The organism is Pelagibacterium halotolerans B2 (assembly GCF_000230555.1).
GTDB classification, from domain to species: Bacteria; Pseudomonadota; Alphaproteobacteria; order Rhizobiales; family Devosiaceae; genus Pelagibacterium; species Pelagibacterium halotolerans.
The window spans coordinates 3,512,380-3,533,568 of sequence record NC_016078.1; the positions used below are offsets into that span (position 1 = coordinate 3,512,380).

Genomic DNA, 21,189 nt, shown 5'->3' on the forward strand with positions numbered 1-21,189 from the left:
CGGTTACTCCGCGGGTGAGGGCTTGGCGCCGTCGGGCGCGTCGCCGGTGCGATGAGAGCGCGATTTGGCGGTCGGTGGCGCCGGCGGTTCGGGATCGCTTTGTGCTTCGGCAACGGTTGAATGCCGGCGCTGTCTTAGCTTTGCGGAGGCAGCGGTGAAAAGGCCCACAATTCCCTTGGGGATGAACAGCGTCACGAACACGAACATGCCGCCCAGAATAAACAACCAAAGATCGGCGAAGGTGCCGGTGAAATAGGACTTGGCGGCATTGACGACCACTGCCCCGATGATGGGCCCGACCAGCGTCCCACGTCCCCCAACGGCGGTCCAGATCACAACCTCAATGGAATTGGCCGGTGCAAATTCACCCGGATTGATGATGCCCACCTGCGGCACGTAAAGCGCACCCGCCAATCCCGCCATGGCGGCCGATACCGTGAAGGCGAAGAGCTTTACGTTTTCCACGCGATAGCCGATGAACCGCGTCCTGCTTTCGGCATCGCGGACCGCAACCATGACCTTGCCGAGCTTGGAGCGCACGATCAGCGAACACAGGATAAAGCACAGGGCCAGAAGGATCGCCGAGGCGGCGAACAGCGACGCGCGGGTCGTCTGAGCTGGGATTGGCGCGCCAAGGATATCACGGAAGTCGGTCAGCCCGTTATTGCCGCCAAAACCCATGTCGTTGCGGAAAAAGGCGAGCATCAGGGCATAGGTGAGGGCTTGGGTAATGATCGAAAGATAGACGCCCGTCACCCGGCTTCTGAACGCGAACCAGCCGAACACGAAGGCGAGAAGGCCTGGAACGAAGGCCATCATGATGGCTGCGAACCAGAACAGGTCGAACCCCTGCCAGTACCAAGGAAGCTCCTGGTACCCCAGAAACACCATGAAATCGGGCAATACGGGGTTGCCGTACACCCCGCGGGTGCCGATCTGACGCATCAGGTACATGCCCATGGCATAACCACCCAGGGCAAAGAACGCCCCGTGGCCAAGCGATAGGATGCCGCAATAGCCCCAGACCAGATCGAGCGCCAGCGCCAGGGTCGCATAGGTCAGGTACTGACCCATGAGCGGTACGAGATAATTGGGTACGCGCAATGGATGGCCAACGGGCAACAAGAGATTGGATAGTGGCACTGCGATGGCAAAGGCGAGAAGGATCGCCACCACCCATACCGCTTTTGCGCCAAGCTTTTCGAAGATCTTGCCGGTAATCATGCTTCCACCGCCCGTCCTTTGAGCGCGAAGAGCCCGCGGGGGCGGCGCTGGATGAACAAGATTATGAGGACCAGGATCAGTATCTTGGCGAGCACCGCGCCGGCGTAGGGTTCCAGGAACTTGTTGGCAACGCCGAGCGTCAGGGCACCCACCAGCGTTCCCCACAGATTGCCCACGCCGCCGAATACCACGACCATGAAGCTGTCGATGATGTAGCTCTGTCCCAGATTGGGCGAGACGTTGTCGATCTGGCTTAATGCAACGCCCGCAAGACCGGCAACACCGGACCCGAGCCCAAACGTCATCGCATCAACCCATGGGGTGCGAATGCCCATGGCCGACGCCATGCGACGGTTTTGCGTTACTGCCCGCATCTGCAGACCAAGGGGCGTCTTGTTGAGGACCAGAAGCAAAAGAGCAAAGACAACCAGCGCGAACACCACGATCCACATGCGGTTCCAGGTGATGGCCAGGCCCCCCAGCTCGAATGCACCCGACATCCATGATGGATTGCCGACCTCGCGATTGGTGGCGCCGAAGATGGTTCGCACGCCCTGCTGGATGATGAGCGAAAGCCCCCATGTTGCTAGCAGCGTTTCGAGTGGACGGCCATAGAGCCAGCGGATGATACCGCGCTCTATGGCGACCCCGATCAGCCCCGTGACAGCGAAAGCCACGGGGATGGCAATTGTGAGCGAATAATCGAACAGCTCCGGGCTTGTGGTCCGGATGACTTCCTGCACCATGAAGGTAACATACGCCCCGATCATCACCATCTCGCCATGCGCCATGTTGATGACGCCCATGACGCCGAATGTGATGGCGAGCCCGATGGCGGCAAGCAGCAACACCGAACCCAGCGACACGCCGTACCAGACGTTCTGGCCCACGCCCCACAGTGCGAGCGACTGGTTGATGCTGGCGATCCCGGCTTCGATGTTGACGCGCTCCGCTTCGGAAGCGTTTGGCAGATTGGCGTTGAGGATTCCCAACGCCTGCCGGTCTCCGCGCGCGGCGATTGTTGCGACGGCGGCGGCGAAATCGGCCTCGCTGATCTCGGAGTTGAGCATAGAAGCGGCGCGTGCCTCTTCCATGACCTTGCGCACACCGGAATTGTCTTCTTGGGCCAGCGCGGCATCGAGAAGTTCGATATTTTCCGGATCGGCGGCGCTGAACATCTGTTCGGCGGCGGCGCGGCGGGTGGCCGGATCCTCGCTCATGAGCGTAAGCGAGCCCACGGCTGCGGCGATATCTCGGCGCAGCGAATTGTTGATGCGGATGACGCTCATCTCTCCGGTGGCGTCCAGCTCGGCTTGGGTGCCGGTCAGCGCGTCGATGTAAGTGTTGCGGCCCGTCTGAATGAAGATGCCACCATTGTCGGCTTCGTAAAGTTCGCCTTCGCCCAGACCCTGAAGGATAGGCAGCGCGGCGTCTTCCCCGCTCGCAACCAGTGCGGCAACCGCGTCGCGCAAATCGCCAAGGCTCGCATCATACATGCCGGGGACAATTTCGGCGACGGTTTGCGCCTTTGCGCTCGGGGCTGCAAATGCGGCGAGCGCGACAAACAGCAGAGCCAGGAACGGTCTGCCAAGCCGATTGAGACTGCGCATGGCGCGTTCCCTTCTCACAATCGAGCCGTAAGGAAAGTCCGGGGGCGATACCGCCCCCGGGGAGAACGATGGCCGATTATTCGGCGGCGAGGTCCGAACCGCCGCAGGTTTCGGTCTCGGTATTGAAGTTCCCGCAATTGACCGGATCGGTCCAATCGGCTTCGAGAACTGCCGATTCTGGGAGGAAGTCGGACCAGGCGTCGCCCGGCACAAGGTCTTCGGTCTCCCAGACCACAAAGAATTGGCCATCGTCCTGAATTTCACCGATCAGGACGGGCTTGGTGATGTGGTGGTTGGCGAGCATGGTGGCGACTCCACCCGTAAGGTTGGGCACTTCCACCCCGACGATGGCGTCGATCACGGCGTCTGCATCGGTGGTTCCGGCAGCCTCGACTGCTTCGACCCACATGTTGAAGCCGATATAGTGTGCCTCCATCGGGTCGTTGGTGACGCGATCTTCGGTGCCGATATAGTCATGCCATGCGGCAATGAACGCTTCGTTTTCCGGCGTTTCCACGCTCATGAAGTAGTTCCATGCAGCAAGATGACCCACAAGTGGTGCGGTATCGAAGCCCGAAAGCTCTTCCTCGCCCACAGAGAAGGCGACGACGGGAATGTCTTCAGCGGCGACGCCCTGGTTGGCAAGTTCACGGTAGAACGGCACGTTGGCGTCCCCGTTGATGGTCGAGACCACGGCTGTTTTTTTGCCTTCCGACCCGAAGGCGACGATGTCGGAAACGATGGTCTGCCAGTCCGAATGCCCGAAGGGGGTGTAGTTGATCATTATGTCGTCTTCGGCGACCCCGGCATCGAGCAGATATTGCTCAAGGATCAGGTTCGTCGTCTGGGGATAGACATAGTCGGTGCCGGCCAGCACCCAGCGCTCGACGCCTTCTTCTTCCATCAGATAGTCGACGGCGGGAATGGCCTGCTGGTTGGGAGAGGCGCCGGTGTAGAATACGTTACGCTGGGATTCTTCGCCCTCATACTGGACTGGGTAGAACAAGAGCGAATTGAGTTCCTCGAACACCGGCAGGACCGATTTGCGGCACACCGACGTCCAGCATCCAAAGACCGCGTCGACCTCGTCGACCTCGATCAGGCGGCGGGCCAGTTCTGCGGCAAGCGGCCAGTCCGATGCAATGTCCACGACCACAGGTTCGATCTGGCGGCCGAGCACGCCACCCGCCTCGTTCTGCTGCTCGATAAGCATCAGCATGACGTCGCGCAGCGTGGTTTCCGAGATCGCCATGGTTCCGGAAAGCGAATGCAGGATGCCGACCTTGATTGGGCCTTCGTCCTGCGCCATGGCCGGCGCAACCGGCAGGCTCAGGCTGGCGGCCAGGGTTGCGGCAAGCAAAGCGCGCGATGCGCTGAATGTCTTCATGGTGATGTCCCTCAGTTTGGTTCCCCAAGACGCCGGTTCTGGCGTCCTTGCCGGACTTTGGGACACTTCGTTGACCGGACCCTATACGTCGATTGACGTAATCGAAGGCTTCCGGATGCGGCGGCCCGATGGGCGGAAAACGAAAAGCCGCGTGATTCCAATGGAATCCATGCTATGAAAGTTTTGGAAAATTTTTGTGCAGCCGAAAAAAATGGTTAAAATCTAGACGATCGATGGCGCGACAAAGAATCATCCCCATTCGGCGCGAATACAATCGCTGGGTGGCCAACGAAACGCTGGAAGATTACGCCTTGCGCTTTACCGCCAAGTCGGCGCGGCGCTTTTCCAACGACCGGATTTCCCAAACCGCAATCGGCGCCATCTCGTTCCTGGCGCTCGAAGCCATCGGCGGCGCCATCACCCTCAGTTATGGCACTACCAACGCGATGATCGCCATCGCGGTAGCCTCTATCGTGATCCTCCTCGTCGGCGTGCCTATCGCCCGCTACGCAGCGCGCCACGGCGTCGATGTGGATCTTTTGACCCGCGGGGCAAGCTTTGGCTATATCGGCTCGACGGTCACATCGCTGATCTATGCGGGTTTCACCTTCATACTTTTTGCCATCGAAGCCTCGATCATGTCGAGCGCTCTGCAATTGGCCTTCGGCATTCCCCTTTGGCTCGGCCACATCATATCGGCACTCGTGGTGATCCCACTGGTCACCCACGGGATCACCATGATTTCACGCTTTCAGATTTTGACCCAACCGGTCTGGATCGTGCTCAATATTCTGCCGTTTGTTTTTATCGCTCTGCTCGATTGGGAAAAATTCGATCTCTGGCGCGCCTTTCCCGGCCTGGGGCAGCCAGTGGGCGAACCGGGCTCCATCGCTCCGTTCGAAATCGCCAAATTCGGCGCGGCATCGGCGGTCATTCTGGCGCTCATGACCCAGATCGGTGAGCAGGTGGATTTCTTGCGCTTCCTGCCGGCGGAAAAAATGCCCAGATGGCGGCACAAGCTTGGAGTGTTTCTCGCCGGCGCGGGCTGGGTTGTGGTCGGCGCGCCAAAGCTGCTGGCGGGATCGTTCCTTGCCTTTCTCGCGCTTTCCGCAGGCGTGTCGCCCGAACACGCCTCCGAGCCGGGCTACATGTTTGCCATCGCCTTTGGTTACATGATCCCCAACGAATTTCTGGCGCTGATGTTGATGGCCGTGTTCGTTGTGATCAGCCAGCTCAAGATCAATGTCATGAATGCCTATGCGGGCTCGCTCGCCTGGTCCAATTTCTTCTCCCGGCTTACTCATTCCCATCCGGGGCGCGTCGTCTGGCTGATGTTCAACGTTTCCATCGCGCTGCTGTTGATGGAGTTGGGCATCTACCGGCTTCTCGAAGAAACCCTCGGCATCTTTTCGATCATTGCCATGGCGTGGCTGTGCTCGATCTCCGCCGATCTGTTCATCAACAAGCCGCTGGGATTGGCCCCGCCGGGGATCGAGTTCAAGCGCGCCCATCTCTACGACGTCAATCCTGTCGGCGTGGGCTCGATGTTCCTGTCGGTCGCCATTGCGCTGGCTGCCCATTTCGGGGCGTTCGGTACTATGGCAGCAGCGCTGTCGCCCTATATAGCGCTGGTCGTGTGCTTTGTAGCTTCACCCGCTCTGGCCTGGGCCACCAAAGGCAAATATTATCTGGCGCGCAAGCCGCGTCGCCAATGGCAAAAACATAAGACCCTCATCTGCTCCATCTGCGAGCACCCGTTCGAACCCGAGGACATGGCCTGGTGTCCCGCTTATGCTGCTCCGATCTGTTCGCTGTGCTGCTCTCTCGATGCGCGCTGCCATGACATGTGCAAGCCGCACGCCCATTTCCGTGCCCAGACCCAGGCCGTGGCCGCCACAATATTGCCCGCCTGGGTCGTGGAAAAGCTCCAGTCCCGTCTGGGGCGATACGCGATAGCAACCCTGATCGCCGTCTCGATACTTGGAGGCGCGTTGGCGCTCATCTATGGCCTGGCCGCCCAATTCGCTCCAGAAACCGCCGACGTTGTGGGCGGAACACTTCTCGTGGTCTTTTTCGTCTTCTCGGTGACGGCCGGAATCATGACCTGGTTCCTGGTGCTTGCCCATGACAGTCGTCTGGTCGCGGAAGAGGAAAGTTCGCGCCAGAACACGCTGCTGCTCAAGGAAATCGACGCGCACTCGAAAACCGATGCCGCGCTTCAGCGCGCCAAGGAAAAGGCCGAGGCGGCTAACAACGCCAAATCCCGCTACGTCGTCGGACTGAGCCATGAACTGCGCACCCCGCTCAACGCGGTTATGGGATACGCCCAGATTCTCGAGCGCGATCGTGAAATTCCGGCCAACCGCCGCGGCTCGGTCGAGACCATCCGCCGCAGCGCCGAACACCTGTCCGGCTTGATCGATGGACTGCTTGACATTTCGCGCATCGAGGCGGGGCGGCTGCAGGTCTATTCCAACGAAATCAATATTCAAGACTTTCTCGACCAGCTTGTGGATATGTTCAGGCTCCAGGCCGAGGCGAAGGGACTTGAGTTCAATCATGTGCGCTCCGCCCAACTGCCCCAATACGTCCGGACCGACGAAAAGCGCCTGCGCCAGATTCTCGTCAATCTCTTGTCCAACGCCATCAAATTTACCTCCGAAGGGACAATCACATTCGAGATTGCCTATCGCTCGCAGGTTGCGACCTTCACCGTCGCCGACACGGGAAGCGGCATCGCTGCCGATGACCTCGAACACATTTTCGAACCCTTCGTACGGGGCGAGGCCGAACGCTCCCGCTTCGCCCCAGGCCTCGGATTGGGCCTGACCATCACCAAGCTTCTGACCGAAACCCTCGGCGGCGAGATAACGGTTTCCAGCACCCCCGGCGCCGGCACGCGATTTCAGGCACGACTGATGCTCGCACGGGTCGAGCGGCCGAGCGCGCCCAGTACCGACGGGCGTCGCGTGATCGGGTATAAGGGTGCCCGGCGCATCGTGATGGTGGTTGACGATAATGCCGAGCATCGCGATGTGATGCGGCAACTGCTGATGCCGTTGGGCTTTACGGTCCTGACGGCTGTCGATGGCCCCGATTGCCTGTCCCATCTCGATGCCGTCCGCCCGGACCTCTATTTCATTGACATCCGCATGCCGGCCATGAGCGGTTGGGAACTCGCCGCAGCACTGAGACGGCGCGCTGTCGGGGCGCCGATCATCATGTTGTCTGCCAATATAGGTGATGGTTCCGGCCCGATTGGCCGCGACGCCGCCCATACAGATACCCTGGGCAAACCCGTCGATGTCAGCCAGCTCTTCGACAAGCTGGCGTTCCATCTCAAACTTGATTGGGAGTATGCCGAACCGACGCCCATCGATACAAAACCCAGGAAAATGCGCTCACCGGGAAGCATGCATTTGCGCGATCTTGCCAGTTTGGGACAGATTGGGCATGTGCGCGGGATCGACGCCAAGCTCAGCGAACTGGCCGCCGATCCTGAAAACCTTCCTTTGGTGGAAGCGCTGCGCCGGCATATGGACGTATTTGATTTTGACGGCTATGCGGAGCTTTTGGAACGGATGAATCATGAGCCCGATTGAGCGCGAAAACGATATCGTGCTCTTGGTCGATGATTCTCCGGAATCGCTGGGATTTCTAACCAGCGCGCTTGAGGATGCCGGTCTGACCGTTCTCGTTGCGCGGTCGGGAGAAATGGCGCTTGGTATTGCCGGTCGGGTAACCCCCGACGTGGTGCTCATGGATGCCGTGATGCCGGGTCTTGATGGGTTTGAAACCTGTCGCCGGCTCAAGACCATGCCAGCTCTCGCTCACATACCGATAATTTTCATGACCGGCCTGACCGAGACCGAGCATATCGTACACGCGCTCGATAGCGGCGGGGTCGATTATCTCCCAAAGCCTATAAATGTCGATGAATTGCGAGCGCGCATCCGTGTGCATCTGGCCAATGCCCGACGGGCTCAAAGCGCTCATATTGCTCTCGACGCTGCCGGGCGACACCTTGCGGCCTTTGCCACCGACGGGGGGTTGCTTTGGTCGACGCCGCAGGCCAATCGCCTTTTGACCCGCTCTGGTATCGAGCCCGAACAGGACCGGACTATGTCAGAGCGCTTCCTGGAGTGGCTCAAAGATACCGGTGGCATGCCCGACGTCGGCGGCGGTTTTGACGTCGCTGTTCCCGGCTCGCCTGGCCTGCAGTTTTCGTTTCTGGGGCTTGTCGCTGGCGATGAATATTTGTTTCGGCTGTCGAGCGCCCGGACGGAAGGCATAGAGGACGCGCTGCGCCAGTCTTTTGGGCTGACCCAGCGCGAAAGCGAAGTGCTGCTCTGGATTGCCCGGGGCAAGTCCAACAAGGATATCGGTGACATACTGGGGCTCAGCCCGCGAACCGTGAACAAGCACCTCGAACAGGTTTATGCCAAGCTGGGCGTGGAGAACCGGGCCTCGGCGGCCATCAAGGCCGTGCAAGCGCTTCAGGTTATTGCGGAATTTTGACCTGTCTGCCGCGAAGCGCGAAAAGTGCTTAAAAACTGTTCGTTGCCGTTAGCGGCGCCCGTTCGATGTGCACATTTTTCAGGCATTTGTTAAATGACAAACTCGTCATAGTGCGTTAAGACTTTATGGCCGGATATCCTCCGGCAGAGGTTGTTTGCACCACAATCTCATCGCCCCGTACGTTCGCGAGGCGTACGGGGCATTATCAAAGCCGTGCGCTCATCAGATATCCGGCAGCAGTTGACCGTTTGGGGCCATACCGTCACGGTTCTGGCCAGTGATTCGATGCGCAAGGACCGCCATGACCGCTCTTGCCGAGTTTGCAATGCTCGCCCATGGGTGGCGGCGCATTCTAATGTTGGTGGTTGCAGGTGCGCTGGCCGGATTGTCCGCGCCGCCAGCCTTCTTTCTCGTCGCCCTGTTCATTGCAATGCCGGTTCTTGTCTGGGCGCTCGATGGCGCTGAGCGCCAGCCCTCGATTCGCGCCGCGATATTGGGGCCGGCATTCCAAGTCGGGCTCGCCTTTGGCTTTGGCTATTTTCTCGTCACGCTGCACTGGATAGGCGCCGCGTTCCTGGTTGATGGCGAGTGGCTGCTTGTCGTCGTCATGCCCTTTGCCGTCGCCGGGCTTGCCCTGATTCTTGCTTTATTCTGGGGACTGGGCACAGCGCTTGCCCATCTGTTCTGGTCGACCGGGCCAGCGCGGATATTTGCCCTGGCGACGGCGCTAACCCTAGCGGAGCTGGCGCGTGGTTATCTTTTTACCGGCTTTCCCTTTGATCTTTTGGGGTACGCGCTGACCGCGAACCTTGAGATGATGCAGGCTACAAGCCTCATCGGTGTCTACGGCCTGACATTTGTGGCTGTCCTTATTTCAGCGACCCCGGCCCTGGTCTGGCCGGCGGCGGAGCGATCTTTGATGGCTCGCACTTTGCCCCTGTTCGCCGCCTTCGGTCTGCTCGCCGCCCAGATCGGCTGGGGGAATTACAGACTTGCTGAAACTCAGACCGAACCCTTTGAAGACGTCGTTCTGCGCATCGTCCAACCGGTCATCCCACAGGACATCAAATGGCAGACCTTTGCGCGCGAGGAGACCGTTACCCGCCTGCTCGATCTTTCCACCATGCGGACCAATGCCGAAGATCAGGGGCTCGATGACGTCACCCATCTCATTTGGCCCGAGGCGGCCATTCCGTTCTTTTTGTCCGACGAGCCCGAACTGCTCGCCCGTATCGCCCGCACCCTGCCGGATGATATCTGGCTCCTGACTGGCGCGCCGCGGCAGCCCTATGGGGCCAATGGCGAAATACTGCCCGGCGCAAAACCGTTCAATTCGGTGCTGGCCTTCAACGGAGCGGGGGAGGTCGTGACCTCCTACGACAAGACCCATCTTGTTCCGTTCGGCGAATATCTGCCTTTCGGCGATTTCTGGAGCCAGTTCGGCATCACCCAGTTCGTGGAAGGATCGCAAGGTTGGGCCGCTGGTGGTGAGCGCAGATTGCTTCAACTGCCCGGCTCGCCCGCCATCCTGCCGCTCGTTTGCTATGAGATTGTTTTTCCCGGCAGCCTCGGCGATCCCGTGGCCGACGCGGGTTTCATTCTCGTTGTCACAAACGATGCCTGGTTCGACGGCTCGATCGGATTGGCCCAGCATTTCCACCATGCCCGCGTCAGGGCGGTCGAAGAGGGTAAATCGGTGGTTCGGGCGGCAAATTCGGGCATTTCGGCCATCGTCGATCCCCTCGGGCACATCGATGTTACGCTGGCGGAGGGCATGGTGGGCGCCATCAAAGGAACACCGGCCCAACCCTTAGCGCCTACCGTTTTTGCCCGATATCGCCATTGGCCGCTGGTCGCCATGTTAATCCTGGGTGGGCTTCTGGCTTTGCCGGGCTGGCGTCGCCGCCTCAGGCGCCTCGATTGATCGATCCATATAAAGCTTTCTTTATATCGCACTTGCTTTCCGTGTCCCAACCTGCGAAAAGCAAATCCGAAAGTGCCTGGGACTGAGTCTGGGCACGCGCACTTCCGCGTGCGCCCTCGCCAGTTGAAATGAGGTTTAACGTGGCCAGTTCTTCCTATCTCTTCACCTCGGAATCGGTTTCCGAGGGTCATCCGGACAAGATTTGCGACCAGGTGTCCGACGCCATTGTGGACGCATTTTTTGCCGAAGATCCCTATTCGCGCGTTGCCCTTGAGACCTTGGCGACAACCAATCGCATCGTTCTGGCCGGCGAAGTGAGAGGGCCTGCCTCTATCGATGCCGAGCGTATGGAGGACATTGCGCGTGGTGTCGTCAAACGGATCGGCTACGAGCAGGAGGGGTTTCACTGGAAGTCCCTTGATGTTTCATGCCATGTGCACGAACAGTCCGCTCATATCGCTCAGGGCGTCGACGCGTCGGGCAACAAGGATGAAGGCGCCGGCGATCAGGGCATCATGTTCGGATTTGCCGTTAACGAAACCCCTGAATTGATGCCGGCCCCGCTGCTCTATGCGCACAAGATTCTCAAGAACATGGCTGCGGCACGCCATTCCGGCGCTGCTTCCCAGTTCGGCCCCGACGCCAAGAGCCAGGTCACGCTCAAATACGAAAACGGCAAGCCGATCGGAGTTTCCGCCGTCGTTGTGTCCACCCAGCATGCCGAAAACGTATCCCAGCAGTGCATCCGTGATCTTGTCCGTCCCTTCGTTGAAGATGTGCTGCCTAAGGGTTGGATGCCCCCCGAGGATGAATTTTACGTCAATCCGACCGGCGCTTTCGTTATCGGCGGACCTGATGGCGACGCCGGGCTGACCGGTCGCAAGATCATCGTGGACACTTATGGTGGCGCAGCTCCCCATGGCGGCGGCGCGTTCTCGGGCAAGGATCCGACCAAGGTCGACCGCTCGGCAGCCTATGCGGCCCGCTATTTGGCAAAGAATGTCGTCGCGGCTGGGCTGGCCGAAAAATGCGTCATCCAGCTTTCTTACGCCATCGGCGTATCCAAGCCGCTGTCGATATTTGTCGATACCTACGGTACGGGTACTGTCGATGAAGACCGGCTTGGCGCCGTGCTGCAAAAGGTAATGAACCTTTCCCCGCGCGGGATCCGCGAACATCTGGGCCTCAACAAGCCCATTTACGAGCGGACCGCCGCCTACGGCCATTTCGGGCGCGAGCCGGAGGCCGATGGTGGATTCTCATGGGAGCGGACCGATCTGGCCGAAGCGATCAGAGCCGAACTGACCTGATCCTTGCCCGGCCGGTCCATTGATTGTAAAGCGCGGCGCAACACGCCGCGCTTTTGTCTTTGCTAGTGAGCCGATGACACCAAAACCCATCCCGCAGGACCCGAAGGGGCCGCGCGCCTTTTTCGGGCGCCGCGCCGGTAAGAAGTTGCACAAGGGCCAGCAGGCGCTATTCGAAACCCTGCTTCCCAAGCTGACCATCGATATTTCTGCGCCCGTCGATCCCAGAAAATTGTTTCCGAAAGCAAGCCGCATCCATCTCGAGATCGGTTATGGCGGTGGGGAGCATCTCGCCCGCATGGCCCGAGAAAATCCCCGGGACGGATTTATCGGCTGCGAGGTGTTTACAGGCGGCATCGGCAAACTGCTGGAAACGATCGATGCGGAGGGCATCGAAAATATCGCGCTGTTTCCCGACGACGTCATCAAGTTGCTCGCCGTCTTGCCCGACGCCTCGGTCGATTGTCTCTACGTCCTTTATCCCGATCCCTGGCCCAAGCCGCGCCACCACAAGCGTCGCCTGATCCAGTTCAAAATTCTTGCTGAGTTTGCCCGTGTGCTTAAGCCCGCTGGCTTGTTCCGCTTCGCCACCGACATCGAGGATTACGCCAACTGGACGTTGGCCCACATCTCAAGGACCGACAGTTTTGACTGGCCCATCGCCGAACCTGGCGCTTGGCACGCACCTTATCCCGGCTGGCAGGCAACGCGGTACGAACAGAAGGCCCGCCGTCAGGGGCGCATGAAGAGCTTTTATTTCGAGTTCTTGCGTTCGTGACGATGCGGCGTTATATGAAGCGTAACAATCTCGGAAAATGAGAGAGTGGGTGCCGACCGGCCCCGCTCTTTTTTATTACCTCAATCAGGGTAAGCATGACGGCCAATACAAAACGCTATATCCGCGAATCTGCCCTTGAGGCGCGCGTCGCCGCGATCGTTGAGCCGGTGGCCCAATCGCTGGGTTACGATCTGGTTCGCGTGCGCATCAGCAATGACAATGGCTGCACGCTGCAGATCATGTGCGAGGACGAGAACGGCCATTTCGCCATCACCGATTGCGAAAAGCTCCACCACGACCTCAATCCGGTTCTGGATCTCGAAGACCCCATCGACCGCGAATATCACCTCGAGATTTCCTCCCCCGGCGTCGACCGGCCGCTGGTTCGGGCTCGCGATTTCCAGGCCTGGGTCGGACACGAAGCCAAGGTCGAACTGGCCGAAATGATCGAGGGCCGCAAGCGCTTCCGGGGCGATATCGTCGGCGCCGACGATGACAATTTCTCGATCCGCCTCCCCGACGCACCGGCGGGAACCGATCCCGTTCACGTGTTGCCGCTGGCGCTTCTGGCTGAAGCAAAGTTGTTGATGACCGACAAGCTGCTCGATGAAGCACGCCAGCGCCAGGCCGAAAATCCCGATTACGACGAAGCCGATGAGGACGTCGAAACCATCATTGACGAAACCGACGGCGGCGACGCCGACGAGCGAACCCAGGAGAATTGATCCAATGGCCGTTTCAGCGAACAGGTTGGAGCTTTTGCAGATCGCCGATGCCGTGGCGCGCGAAAAGTCCATCGACCGCATGATCGTTATCGAGGCTATGGAAGAGGCCATTCAGCGCGCCGCCAAGGCCCGCTATGGTGCCGAAACCGAAGTCAAGGCCGAGATCAATCCCCGCACCGGCGAATTGCGCCTGTGGCGCCTGCTCGAAATCGTCGAGCGTGTCGAGGAATATGGCCGCCAGATTTCCCTCAAGGAAGCGCTCGCCAAAAACGACGCCGCCAAGCTCGGCGATTACGTGACAGAGCCGCTCCCCCCGATCGAATTCGGCCGCATCGCCGCCCAATCGGCCAAGCAGGTTATCGTCCAGAAGGTGCGCGACGCCGAGCGCGACCGCATGTATGAAGAATATGCAGACCGTGTTGGTGAAATCGTCAACGGCAGCGTCAAGCGCGTCGAATATGGCAATGTGATCGTCGATCTGGGACGCGGTGAAGCCATCATTCGCCGCGACGAGTTGATCCCGCGCGAACAGTTCCGCTATGGCGACCGCGTGCGCGCCTATATCTACGATGTGCGCCGCGAACAGCGCGGGCCGCAGATTTTCCTCTCGCGCACCCATCCTCAGTTCATGGCCAAGCTGTTTGCCCAGGAAGTGCCGGAAATCTACGACGGCATCATCACCATCCGCTCGATTGCCCGCGATCCGGGTTCGCGCGCCAAGATCGCCGTGACCTCCTCGGACTCTTCGATCGATCCGGTCGGTGCCTGCGTTGGTATGCGTGGCTCCCGCGTTCAGGCGGTTGTTGGAGAATTGCAGGGTGAAAAGATTGATATTATCCCCTGGACGAACAATATAGCAGATCTGGTCGTATCCGCGCTCCAGCCCGCCGACGTCGCCAAGGTCGTACTCGACGAACAGGCTGAGCGCATCGAAGTCGTGGTTCCCGACGAGCAGCTTTCGCTCGCCATCGGTCGTCGCGGCCAGAATGTACGTCTGGCCAGCCAGTTGATCGGCTGGGACATCGATATCCTGACCGAGCAGGAAGAATCCGAACGCCGCCAGAAGGAATTCACCGAGCGGACGGCGCTGTTCATGAACGCGCTCGATGTCGACGAAATGGTCGCCCAGTTGCTCGCCTCGGAAGGCTTTTCCTCGATTGAGGAACTGGCCTATGTGGAACTGGCGGAAATCGCCTCGATCGGCGGCTTCGACGAGGAAACGGCCGGAGAAATCCAGAACCGCGCCACCGAGTTTCTCGATGCGCAGGAACGTGAACTCGACGAAGAGCGCCAAAAGCTCGGTGTTGAGGACGCACTCTACGATATTCCGGGCCTCTCGGCAGCAATGCTGGTCGCCCTGGGCAAGGATGAAATCAAGACGGTCGAGGATTTTGCTGGCTGCATCGCCGACGACCTGATCGGCTGGACCGAGCGCAAGGATGGTGAAACCAAACGCTTCGACGGTACGCTTTCGGCTTTTCCGCTGTCCCGGGAAGAGGCCGAGGACATGATCATGACGGCGCGGCTCAAGGCTGGCTGGATCACCGAAGACGACTTGCCTCAGGCCGCAGTCGTTGAGGGTGAAGGCGAAGTTCCCGCCGAAGGTGAAGTCGCAGAATAACCAAACGACCCCTTATCGGGGCGTTTGTCAGAACAAGGGTAAAAAGGGCGCCGCAATTGGGCCGCGAAAAAGATGTAGACAGGATATGCGCTCTTACGCGGGCCGAAAAACCCGCTTCCGCGCTCATCCGCTTCGCGGTTTCCCCTGATGGGGTTTTGGCGCCGGATGTTGATGCCAAGGCTCCCGGCCGCGGTGTCTGGATCACCCTTTCTGCCGACGCAGTGAACGAAGCGGTGCGTAAGAAGGTTTTTGCGCGAAGCCTCAAGGAAAACGTATCGGTGCCGCCCGACCTTGCAGAACAGGTGCGGACCCGGTTAGAACAGCGCCTGACGGGCACCCTGGGGCTGGCGCGCAAGGCAGGTGTGCTGGTGACAGGCGCCGCCAAGGTCGCTTCGGTTCTCCAGTCGGGGCGGGTGGGCGCGCTGATTACAGCCAGCGATGCCGCGCCCGACGGCCGCCGCAAGATGCTGCAATGGGCCCGTCGCGGCGAAGTCGCCGACAGGCTGGCTCATATCGAATCTCTCTCGTCGACCCAATTGGGTTTGGCATTGGGGCTCGAAAATGTGATACACGCTGCGCTGACTCCCGGCGCGGCAGCAAATTCGGTGATTGAGCGGGCAAATCGGCTTGCCCTTTTCAACGCCACAGACAGAGAAGAAGACGGCACCATATGACCGACAAGGACAAGACCAGCGACAATTCGGGTTCGGGGAAAAAGACCCTGACCCTCAAGGGCGCGCCAAACCTTGGCGCACGGCCCGGCATGTCGCGGTCCTCACGCACCGTCGTTGTTGAAAAGCGCACCCGCCGCGTGGGTGGGCCCGGTACGGGCGCGCCACAACAGTCGGGCGGCAATGCATCAGGTGGCGGGCGGCCTCAGCCGTCCCGTCCGGGCGGGCGCCCACAATCGGCCAGCCCGCGTCAGAATGCCAATTCGGCCAGTCTCACCCAAAATGAGAACCAGGCCCGCGAGCGCGCCCTGCGCGAAGCTGCGGCCCGTGCCGAAGAAGATCGCGTCAAGGCCGAAGAAGAAGCGCAGCGCCACGCCGAGATCGACGCCCGCCGTAAGGCCGAACGCGAAGAGGCTGAACGCCGCGCTGCCGCTGTGGAGGCCGAAAAGGCCCGGGAAGCGGCCAATGAGGAATTGGACGGGATCGTGCCGGTCAAGGCCGGTCAGGCTCGGCCAAAGCCCGTTGCCAAGCCCAGCCCGCGCGCTGCGCAGCCTGATATGCCGCCCCCGCCACCTCCGGGCGAAGGCGAGGATGACCGCGTGCGCCGTCGCGCAGCTCCCGGTCCCAAGGCCCTTGTCGACAAGGACGAACTCGAACGCGCCAAGCGCAATGCCGCACCGCGCCCGAGCGCAACACCGGCCCGCCGCGATTCCAATTCGCGTGGGCGCCTCAACGTCAATTCGGCGCTCGATGACAGTGATCGGCGCGGGCCTTCGCTGGCTGCCATGCGCCGGCGCCAGAACAAGAAGATGGGTCGCAACACCAAGGTGGCCCAGCCCAAGCTGGCCCGCGAGGTTACGATCCCCGAGGCGATCACGGTGGCCGAACTGGCCAACCGTATGGCCGAGCGCGCTGTCGACGTCATCAAACTGCTGATGGCCCAGGGCCAGATGCTCAAGATCAACGACGTCATCGATGCCGATACCGCCGAACTGATCGCCACGGAAATGGGCCATACCGTAAAGCGCGTCGCCGAAAGCGACGTCGAAGGTGGCCTGTTCGATGATATCGACAATGACGACGCCGGAGATCTGGTCAACCGTCCGCCGGTTGTGACCATCATGGGCCACGTAGACCACGGCAAGACCTCGCTGCTCGACGCGATCCGCGAGGCCAATGTGGTTTCGACCGAGGCCGGTGGTATCACCCAGCACATCGGTGCCTATCAGGTCGAAAAGAACGGCCAGAAGATCACGTTCCTCGATACCCCGGGCCACGAAGCGTTTACCGCCATGCGGGCCCGTGGCGCGCAGGCCACCGACATCGCCATTCTCGTGGTGGCAGCCGACGATGGCGTGATGCCCCAGACCATCGAATCCATCAAGCACGCCAAGGCGGCGGGCGTTCCGATCATCGTGGCGATCAATAAGATAGACAAGCAGGGCGCCGATTCCACCCGCGTGCGCACCGAACTGCTTCAGCACGAAGTGTTCGTGGAATCGATGGGCGGCGAAGTGCTCGACGTGGAAGTCTCCGCGCTCAAGAAGACCAATCTCGACGGTCTGCTCGAAGCGGTACTGCTGCAGTCCGAAGTGCTTGAACTCAAGGCTCCCGAAAAAGGTCCCGCCCAGGGTCTCGTTATCGAATCCAAGCTCGACAAGGGCCGTGGTGCCGTGGCGACCGTTCTGGTGCAGCGGGGCATGCTGAGCGTCGGTGACATCGTCGTGGCCGGCAACGAGTGGGCCAAGGTCCGCGCGCTGATCGACGACAAGGGCGAGCAGGTGAAATCCGCCGGCCCCTCGACTCCGGTCGAAGTGCTTGGTTTTTCGGGCGTTCCTGACGCCGGCGATCGTTTCGCCGTGGTTGAAAGCGAAGCCCGGGCCCGCGAGATCACCGAATACCGCCAGCGGGTCATTCGCGAAAAGACCGCTGGGGGTGGGGCGACTTCGCTCGAGCAGATGATGAATCAGCTCAAGGCTTCGGGCATCGCCAAGTTCCCGCTGCTCATCAAGGGCGACGTGCAGGGTTCGGTCGAAGCGATCGTGACCGCGCTCAACAAGCTCTCGACCGACGAAGTGTCGGCCCAGATCCTTTATTCGGGTGTGGGCGGGATCACCGAGTCCGACGTGACACTGGCAACGGCCTCAAGCGCGGTGATCATCGGCTTCAACGTTCGTGCCAACAAACAGGCCGCCGAACTAGCGCAGCGCGAAGGCATCGAGGTCCGTTACTACAACATCATCTACGACCTGATCGACGACGTGAAGGGCGTGATGAGCGGGATGCTGGCGCCTGAAGTGCGCGAGACCTTTCTGGGCAATGCCGAAATCCTCGAGGTGTTCAACATCTCCAAGGTCGGCAAGGTCGCCGGTTGCCGGGTTACCGACGGCATGGTCGAGCGTGGCGCCGGCGTGCGTCTCATTCGCGACAACGTGGTTATCCACGAAGGCAAGCTCTCGACGCTCAAGCGTTTCAAGGACGAGGTCAAGGAAGTCCAGTCCGGTCAGGAATGCGGTATGGCGTTCGAGAAATACGAGGACATGCGCCCCGGCGATGTCATCGAATGCTATCGCGTCGAAAAGGTTCAGCGCACGCTGTAACCGGTTTAAGCCACTGATTTTAAAAGGCGCTGCTCATCGGGCGGCGCCTTTTTCATGGGCACGAACGGCGGCAAGATAGCTGCGCGAAACGGGAAGGATTTCCCCGGTCGCAAGTTGGACGGCCACGCGACCGTCCACACGTTTGATGGCCGAAATGGCGCGCGTCGCCACCCAATGGCTGCGGTGAATCCGCAGGCCCTCGACGCCTTCGGTCTCGGCGATGGCGTCGGAAAGACGCATTAAAATCAGAGACTTACCTTTGTCCGTATGAACTTCCACGTAATGGTCGGCCATCGACATATGGCTGAGCGGTCCTCGCATCTCCTTTGACAGGCGGTCGAGAATTTTCGGCGTTTTTGCCGTTTCCGGTGTCGTTTGTGCTCTTCGCCTTTCGAGTTGGGGCTCAACCACCCCTTCTATAACACCCATCAGCGCCAAGCTGATAAAGAGGCAATAGATGTAGAGTTCAAAAAGACTTAGCCCGGTGTAGCTGAGGTCGGGAAAGAACAGCCAGCTGATAAGGGTGACGGCCGCAGTGACGGGAATCGAGGAGCCGATGCCCAAGACGGCGATGCGCGCTAAAAGCGGACCGCCGCGCGGCAGGATCAGGACCTGAGCAAGCGTCGCGCCGATCGCGCCCGCCCCATAGCTGCCCACAACGATCATCAGCCAGTAGGCTATGCGGGGGGCGGGGGCCAGATGCTCGAACGTCGAAAAAGGCCCGGTAATCCCGGCAATTACTCCCACGCCCACCATGACACCCCACGCGACGGGGCTGGAAAAAACGCCATGCAATTGGCGAAGCGTGAAATGAATGGGGCTGTCGTTCACGAAGGCAAATTCCTGGTTCACGTATCCGGGCTTGCGGCTGCGACGCCCATTGGACACTCGGTGCACACGTGTCTTACGTCCAAACTACATGCCGGAGCCGTCCAATGGATGCAACAGCCCTCGTCGCGTCGCCCCTTGCCATCCAGATTCATGCCGTCAGCGCCATAGCGGCCCTTGCCCTGGGAACCATCGTTCTTCTGATGCGCAAGGGAACGGGACTTCACAAGGCGATGGGCCGCATGTGGATCGGGCTCATGATAGTGGTTGCGCTTTCATCCTTTCTGATCGCCGAGATCAGGATGTTCGGGCCCTATAGCCTGATCCATGCCCTATCGCTCTATACACTTCTGGGTCTGGTGCAGGCGGTGCTCGCCATCCGGCGCGGCAATGTCCGTGCCCATCGGCGCCACATGATAGCTCTGTACTCCGGTGCTCTCATCCTTGCCGGAGCCTTCACACTCCTGCCCGGACGCCGTATGCACGCCGTGGTGTTCGCCGATGGCGGAGTTACTGCTTTTCTTGCAGCACTGGGTGTTGCAGCCATCTTGGCAGCGCTCTACTACCAGCGGCGGCGCGCCAAGCTACGAGATATCGCCGGCGAACAGTTTTAAATGGCCCTGCATCAGCCGTGCGATGCGGTCGGCCAGCGTCCTGACCGGCGGACTGTGGCGTTCCTCGTGGTGCAGGATCAGCCATTGATGCGAGGCCAGGTCGGCGATCGGGCCCCTTATGCGCGACAGGCGCGGGTCGGCGTCGCCGATAAAGCAGGGGAGCACGGTGAGCCCCGTGCCCGCAGCCACCAGTTCGCGCACCGAATGGGCATCATTGCCGCTGACCACGATGCGGTCGCCGTGATGGGCTTGCAGCCAGCGGGCCGAGGCAGTTGCGGCGGCTGGACCCGTAACCCCGACAAACAGCCCCTCGCGAACGCCTGCGACAAGGCGCGGTGCGCAATAGAGCGCATAAGCGACCGGGGTCAGCTTGCGGCCCGCCAGGCTGGGCTCGGTCGGCGCTGAACTGCGGATGCCGATATCGGCGGCGCGGCGCCCGATATCGACCTTGTCATAGGCGGTGACGAATTCGACCCGGAATCCGTCATCGGGTGACCAGAGCTGCTCGATGTGCCGCGCCAGAAAATCGGTGGTCCAGCCTCCCGCCGACACCCGCACCACCCGCGCCCCGATGGCCCCGTCCCGCCAATGGGTGACCGCCCGCATAGCAGCTTCTACATCCTCGGCACGCTTGAGCAGCGCTTCGCCCGCACTGGTGAGGGTGAACCCGGTCTGGGCGCGGATGAAAAGCGTTTCGCCAATCTGGCGTTCGAGCGCCGTGACGCGCCGCCCCAAGGTGGCCGCGCTCAGCCCCGTCGTGGCTCGCGCAGCCGACAGCCCGCCGAGCCGCGCCACGTCGAGAAACAGCCGAAGATCATCCCAGGACACATCCATGTTTCAATTATGAAACGAGATTGGGGGATGGGCAATGGAGGAGAACGCGGGCGGAGCGGCCTTGCCGAACCACCGGAGGGTGCGGCAGCACGCATGGGCCCCGGGTCGGGCCCGGGGAAGCGAGGGGAGCGGCAACGGCCGGAGCCACCGCGCTGCCGGTTACTGTTGCCGGGTCGCCCCCCGGGATGACGGTGGGGCGTGGGGTGCCAGGGTGAGGCGAGAGACGCTACCGCTCAAGGCCCCCTCACCGGCCCGCCGGCCACCCTCTCCCCCTGAGGGAGAGGGTTCATCTAGAGCGGTTCAGTGATTGACTGAATCGGAAGCCTGCTCACCTCTCCCTTGGGGGAGAGGTCGACGCGAAGCGGCGGGTGAGGGGGTCTTGGCAGCGGTTGTTGAAGGTCCCCTCACCCGCCGCTTCGCATGCGCTCAGGCCCGACCTCCCCCCCAAAGGAAGAGGTGAAGCCCGCACTTGTCCTGCTTCCGTGAAAGCCTGAAGGGGTCTGGCCGATACGGCGGAGAGAAACGGCAGGCTCGGGACTTCGCAGCCG

General features: G+C 60.7%; 15 protein-coding genes. 10 read left to right on the forward strand and 5 right to left on the reverse strand.

Features of this window, described 5'->3' with window-relative positions:
- Positions 1-3 precede the first annotated feature (3 nt).
- The 3 genes from urtC to urtA form a co-directional block, all read right to left on the reverse strand.
- Positions 4-1,224, reverse strand: a complete 1,221-nt coding sequence (gene urtC / locus KKY_RS17280; RefSeq protein ID WP_014132678.1) for an urea ABC transporter permease subunit UrtC — start codon at positions 1,222-1,224, stop codon at positions 4-6.
- Positions 1,221-2,834 (reverse strand): urea ABC transporter permease subunit UrtB, encoded by a 1,614-nt coding sequence (gene urtB / locus KKY_RS17285; protein ID WP_014132679.1) that lies wholly within the window; start codon positions 2,832-2,834, stop codon positions 1,221-1,223. The genes urtC and urtB overlap by 4 nt, the downstream gene beginning before the upstream one ends.
- Positions 2,835-2,910: 76 nt before the next feature.
- The gene (gene urtA, locus KKY_RS17290) at positions 2,911-4,221 is read right to left on the reverse strand and encodes an urea ABC transporter substrate-binding protein (protein WP_014132680.1); all 1,311 of its coding nucleotides are present in this window, start codon (positions 4,219-4,221) and stop codon (positions 2,911-2,913) included.
- A 233-nt stretch (positions 4,222-4,454) separates the two neighbouring features.
- Between urtA and KKY_RS17295 the strand changes: the two genes are divergently transcribed.
- The 9 genes from KKY_RS17295 (at position 4,455) to infB (ending at position 18,365) form a co-directional block, all read left to right on the forward strand.
- Complete coding sequence (locus KKY_RS17295; protein ID WP_014132681.1) at positions 4,455-7,823, forward strand: hybrid sensor histidine kinase/response regulator; 3,369 nt, start codon at positions 4,455-4,457, stop codon at positions 7,821-7,823.
- Complete coding sequence (locus KKY_RS17300; protein WP_014132682.1) at positions 7,810-8,739, forward strand: response regulator transcription factor; 930 nt, start codon at positions 7,810-7,812, stop codon at positions 8,737-8,739. Before KKY_RS17295 ends, KKY_RS17300 begins: the two co-directional genes overlap by 14 nt.
- 301 nt (positions 8,740-9,040) lie before the next feature.
- The gene (gene lnt / locus KKY_RS17305; protein WP_014132683.1) at positions 9,041-10,663 is read left to right on the forward strand and encodes an apolipoprotein N-acyltransferase; all 1,623 of its coding nucleotides are present in this window, start codon (positions 9,041-9,043) and stop codon (positions 10,661-10,663) included.
- Positions 10,664-10,803: 140 nt separating this feature from the next.
- The gene (metK, locus tag KKY_RS17310; RefSeq protein WP_014132684.1) at positions 10,804-11,973 is read left to right on the forward strand and encodes a methionine adenosyltransferase; all 1,170 of its coding nucleotides are present in this window, start codon (positions 10,804-10,806) and stop codon (positions 11,971-11,973) included.
- 73 nt (positions 11,974-12,046) lie between these two features.
- Positions 12,047-12,748 (forward strand): tRNA (guanosine(46)-N7)-methyltransferase TrmB, encoded by a 702-nt coding sequence (trmB, locus tag KKY_RS17315; RefSeq protein WP_014132685.1) that lies wholly within the window; start codon positions 12,047-12,049, stop codon positions 12,746-12,748.
- Positions 12,749-12,843: 95 nt separating this feature from the next.
- Complete coding sequence (gene rimP / locus KKY_RS17320; RefSeq protein ID WP_014132686.1) at positions 12,844-13,473, forward strand: ribosome maturation factor RimP; 630 nt, start codon at positions 12,844-12,846, stop codon at positions 13,471-13,473.
- Between the two features lie 4 nt (positions 13,474-13,477).
- Complete coding sequence (gene nusA / locus KKY_RS17325) at positions 13,478-15,094, forward strand: transcription termination factor NusA (RefSeq protein ID WP_014132687.1); 1,617 nt, start codon at positions 13,478-13,480, stop codon at positions 15,092-15,094.
- Between the two features lie 56 nt (positions 15,095-15,150).
- A complete protein-coding gene (locus tag KKY_RS17330; protein ID WP_014132688.1) occupies positions 15,151-15,768 on the forward strand; it encodes an RNA-binding protein in 618 nt (205 codons plus the stop codon).
- A complete protein-coding gene (gene infB / locus KKY_RS17335) occupies positions 15,765-18,365 on the forward strand; it encodes a translation initiation factor IF-2 (RefSeq protein ID WP_014132689.1) in 2,601 nt (866 codons plus the stop codon). The genes KKY_RS17330 and infB overlap by 4 nt, the downstream gene beginning before the upstream one ends.
- 33 nt (positions 18,366-18,398) lie before the next feature.
- On the opposite strand, the gene KKY_RS19780 is transcribed toward infB, so the two are convergent.
- Positions 18,399-19,196, reverse strand: coding sequence for a LytTR family DNA-binding domain-containing protein (locus tag KKY_RS19780; RefSeq protein WP_139305079.1), 798 nt, complete (start codon positions 19,194-19,196; stop codon positions 18,399-18,401).
- 104 nt (positions 19,197-19,300) lie between these two features.
- Here KKY_RS19780 and KKY_RS17345 point away from each other — a divergent pair, with 104 nt between their 5' ends.
- A complete protein-coding gene (locus KKY_RS17345; RefSeq protein WP_014132691.1) occupies positions 19,301-19,807 on the forward strand; it encodes a DUF2306 domain-containing protein in 507 nt (168 codons plus the stop codon).
- Here the strand turns inward: KKY_RS17345 and KKY_RS17350 are convergent.
- Entirely contained in the window at positions 19,778-20,641 is an 864-nt protein-coding gene (locus KKY_RS17350; protein ID WP_014132692.1) for a LysR family transcriptional regulator, read from the reverse strand. The genes KKY_RS17345 and KKY_RS17350 overlap by 30 nt on opposite strands.
- Positions 20,642-21,189: the final 548 nt, after the last annotated feature.

Excerpts from the sequence above, each read along its gene's own strand:
- urtC (WP_014132678.1), bottom strand. The coding sequence starts at position 1,224 with ATGATTACCGGCAAGATCTTCGAAAAGCTTGGCGCAAAAGCGGTATGG.
- urtB (WP_014132679.1), bottom strand. The coding sequence starts at position 2,834 with ATGCGCAGTCTCAATCGGCTTGGCAGACCGTTCCTGGCTCTGCTGTTT.
- urtA (WP_014132680.1), bottom strand. The coding sequence starts at position 4,221 with ATGAAGACATTCAGCGCATCGCGCGCTTTGCTTGCCGCAACCCTGGCC.
- KKY_RS17295 (WP_014132681.1), top strand. The coding sequence starts at position 4,455 with ATGGCGCGACAAAGAATCATCCCCATTCGGCGCGAATACAATCGCTGG.
- KKY_RS17300 (WP_014132682.1), top strand. The coding sequence starts at position 7,810 with ATGAGCCCGATTGAGCGCGAAAACGATATCGTGCTCTTGGTCGATGAT.
- lnt (WP_014132683.1), top strand. The coding sequence starts at position 9,041 with ATGACCGCTCTTGCCGAGTTTGCAATGCTCGCCCATGGGTGGCGGCGC.
- trmB (WP_014132685.1), top strand. The coding sequence starts at position 12,047 with ATGACACCAAAACCCATCCCGCAGGACCCGAAGGGGCCGCGCGCCTTT.
- rimP (WP_014132686.1), top strand. The coding sequence starts at position 12,844 with ATGACGGCCAATACAAAACGCTATATCCGCGAATCTGCCCTTGAGGCG.
- nusA (WP_014132687.1), top strand. The coding sequence starts at position 13,478 with ATGGCCGTTTCAGCGAACAGGTTGGAGCTTTTGCAGATCGCCGATGCC.
- infB (WP_014132689.1), top strand. The coding sequence starts at position 15,765 with ATGACCGACAAGGACAAGACCAGCGACAATTCGGGTTCGGGGAAAAAG.
- KKY_RS17345 (WP_014132691.1), top strand. The coding sequence starts at position 19,301 with ATGGATGCAACAGCCCTCGTCGCGTCGCCCCTTGCCATCCAGATTCAT.
- KKY_RS17350 (WP_014132692.1), bottom strand. The coding sequence starts at position 20,641 with ATGGATGTGTCCTGGGATGATCTTCGGCTGTTTCTCGACGTGGCGCGG.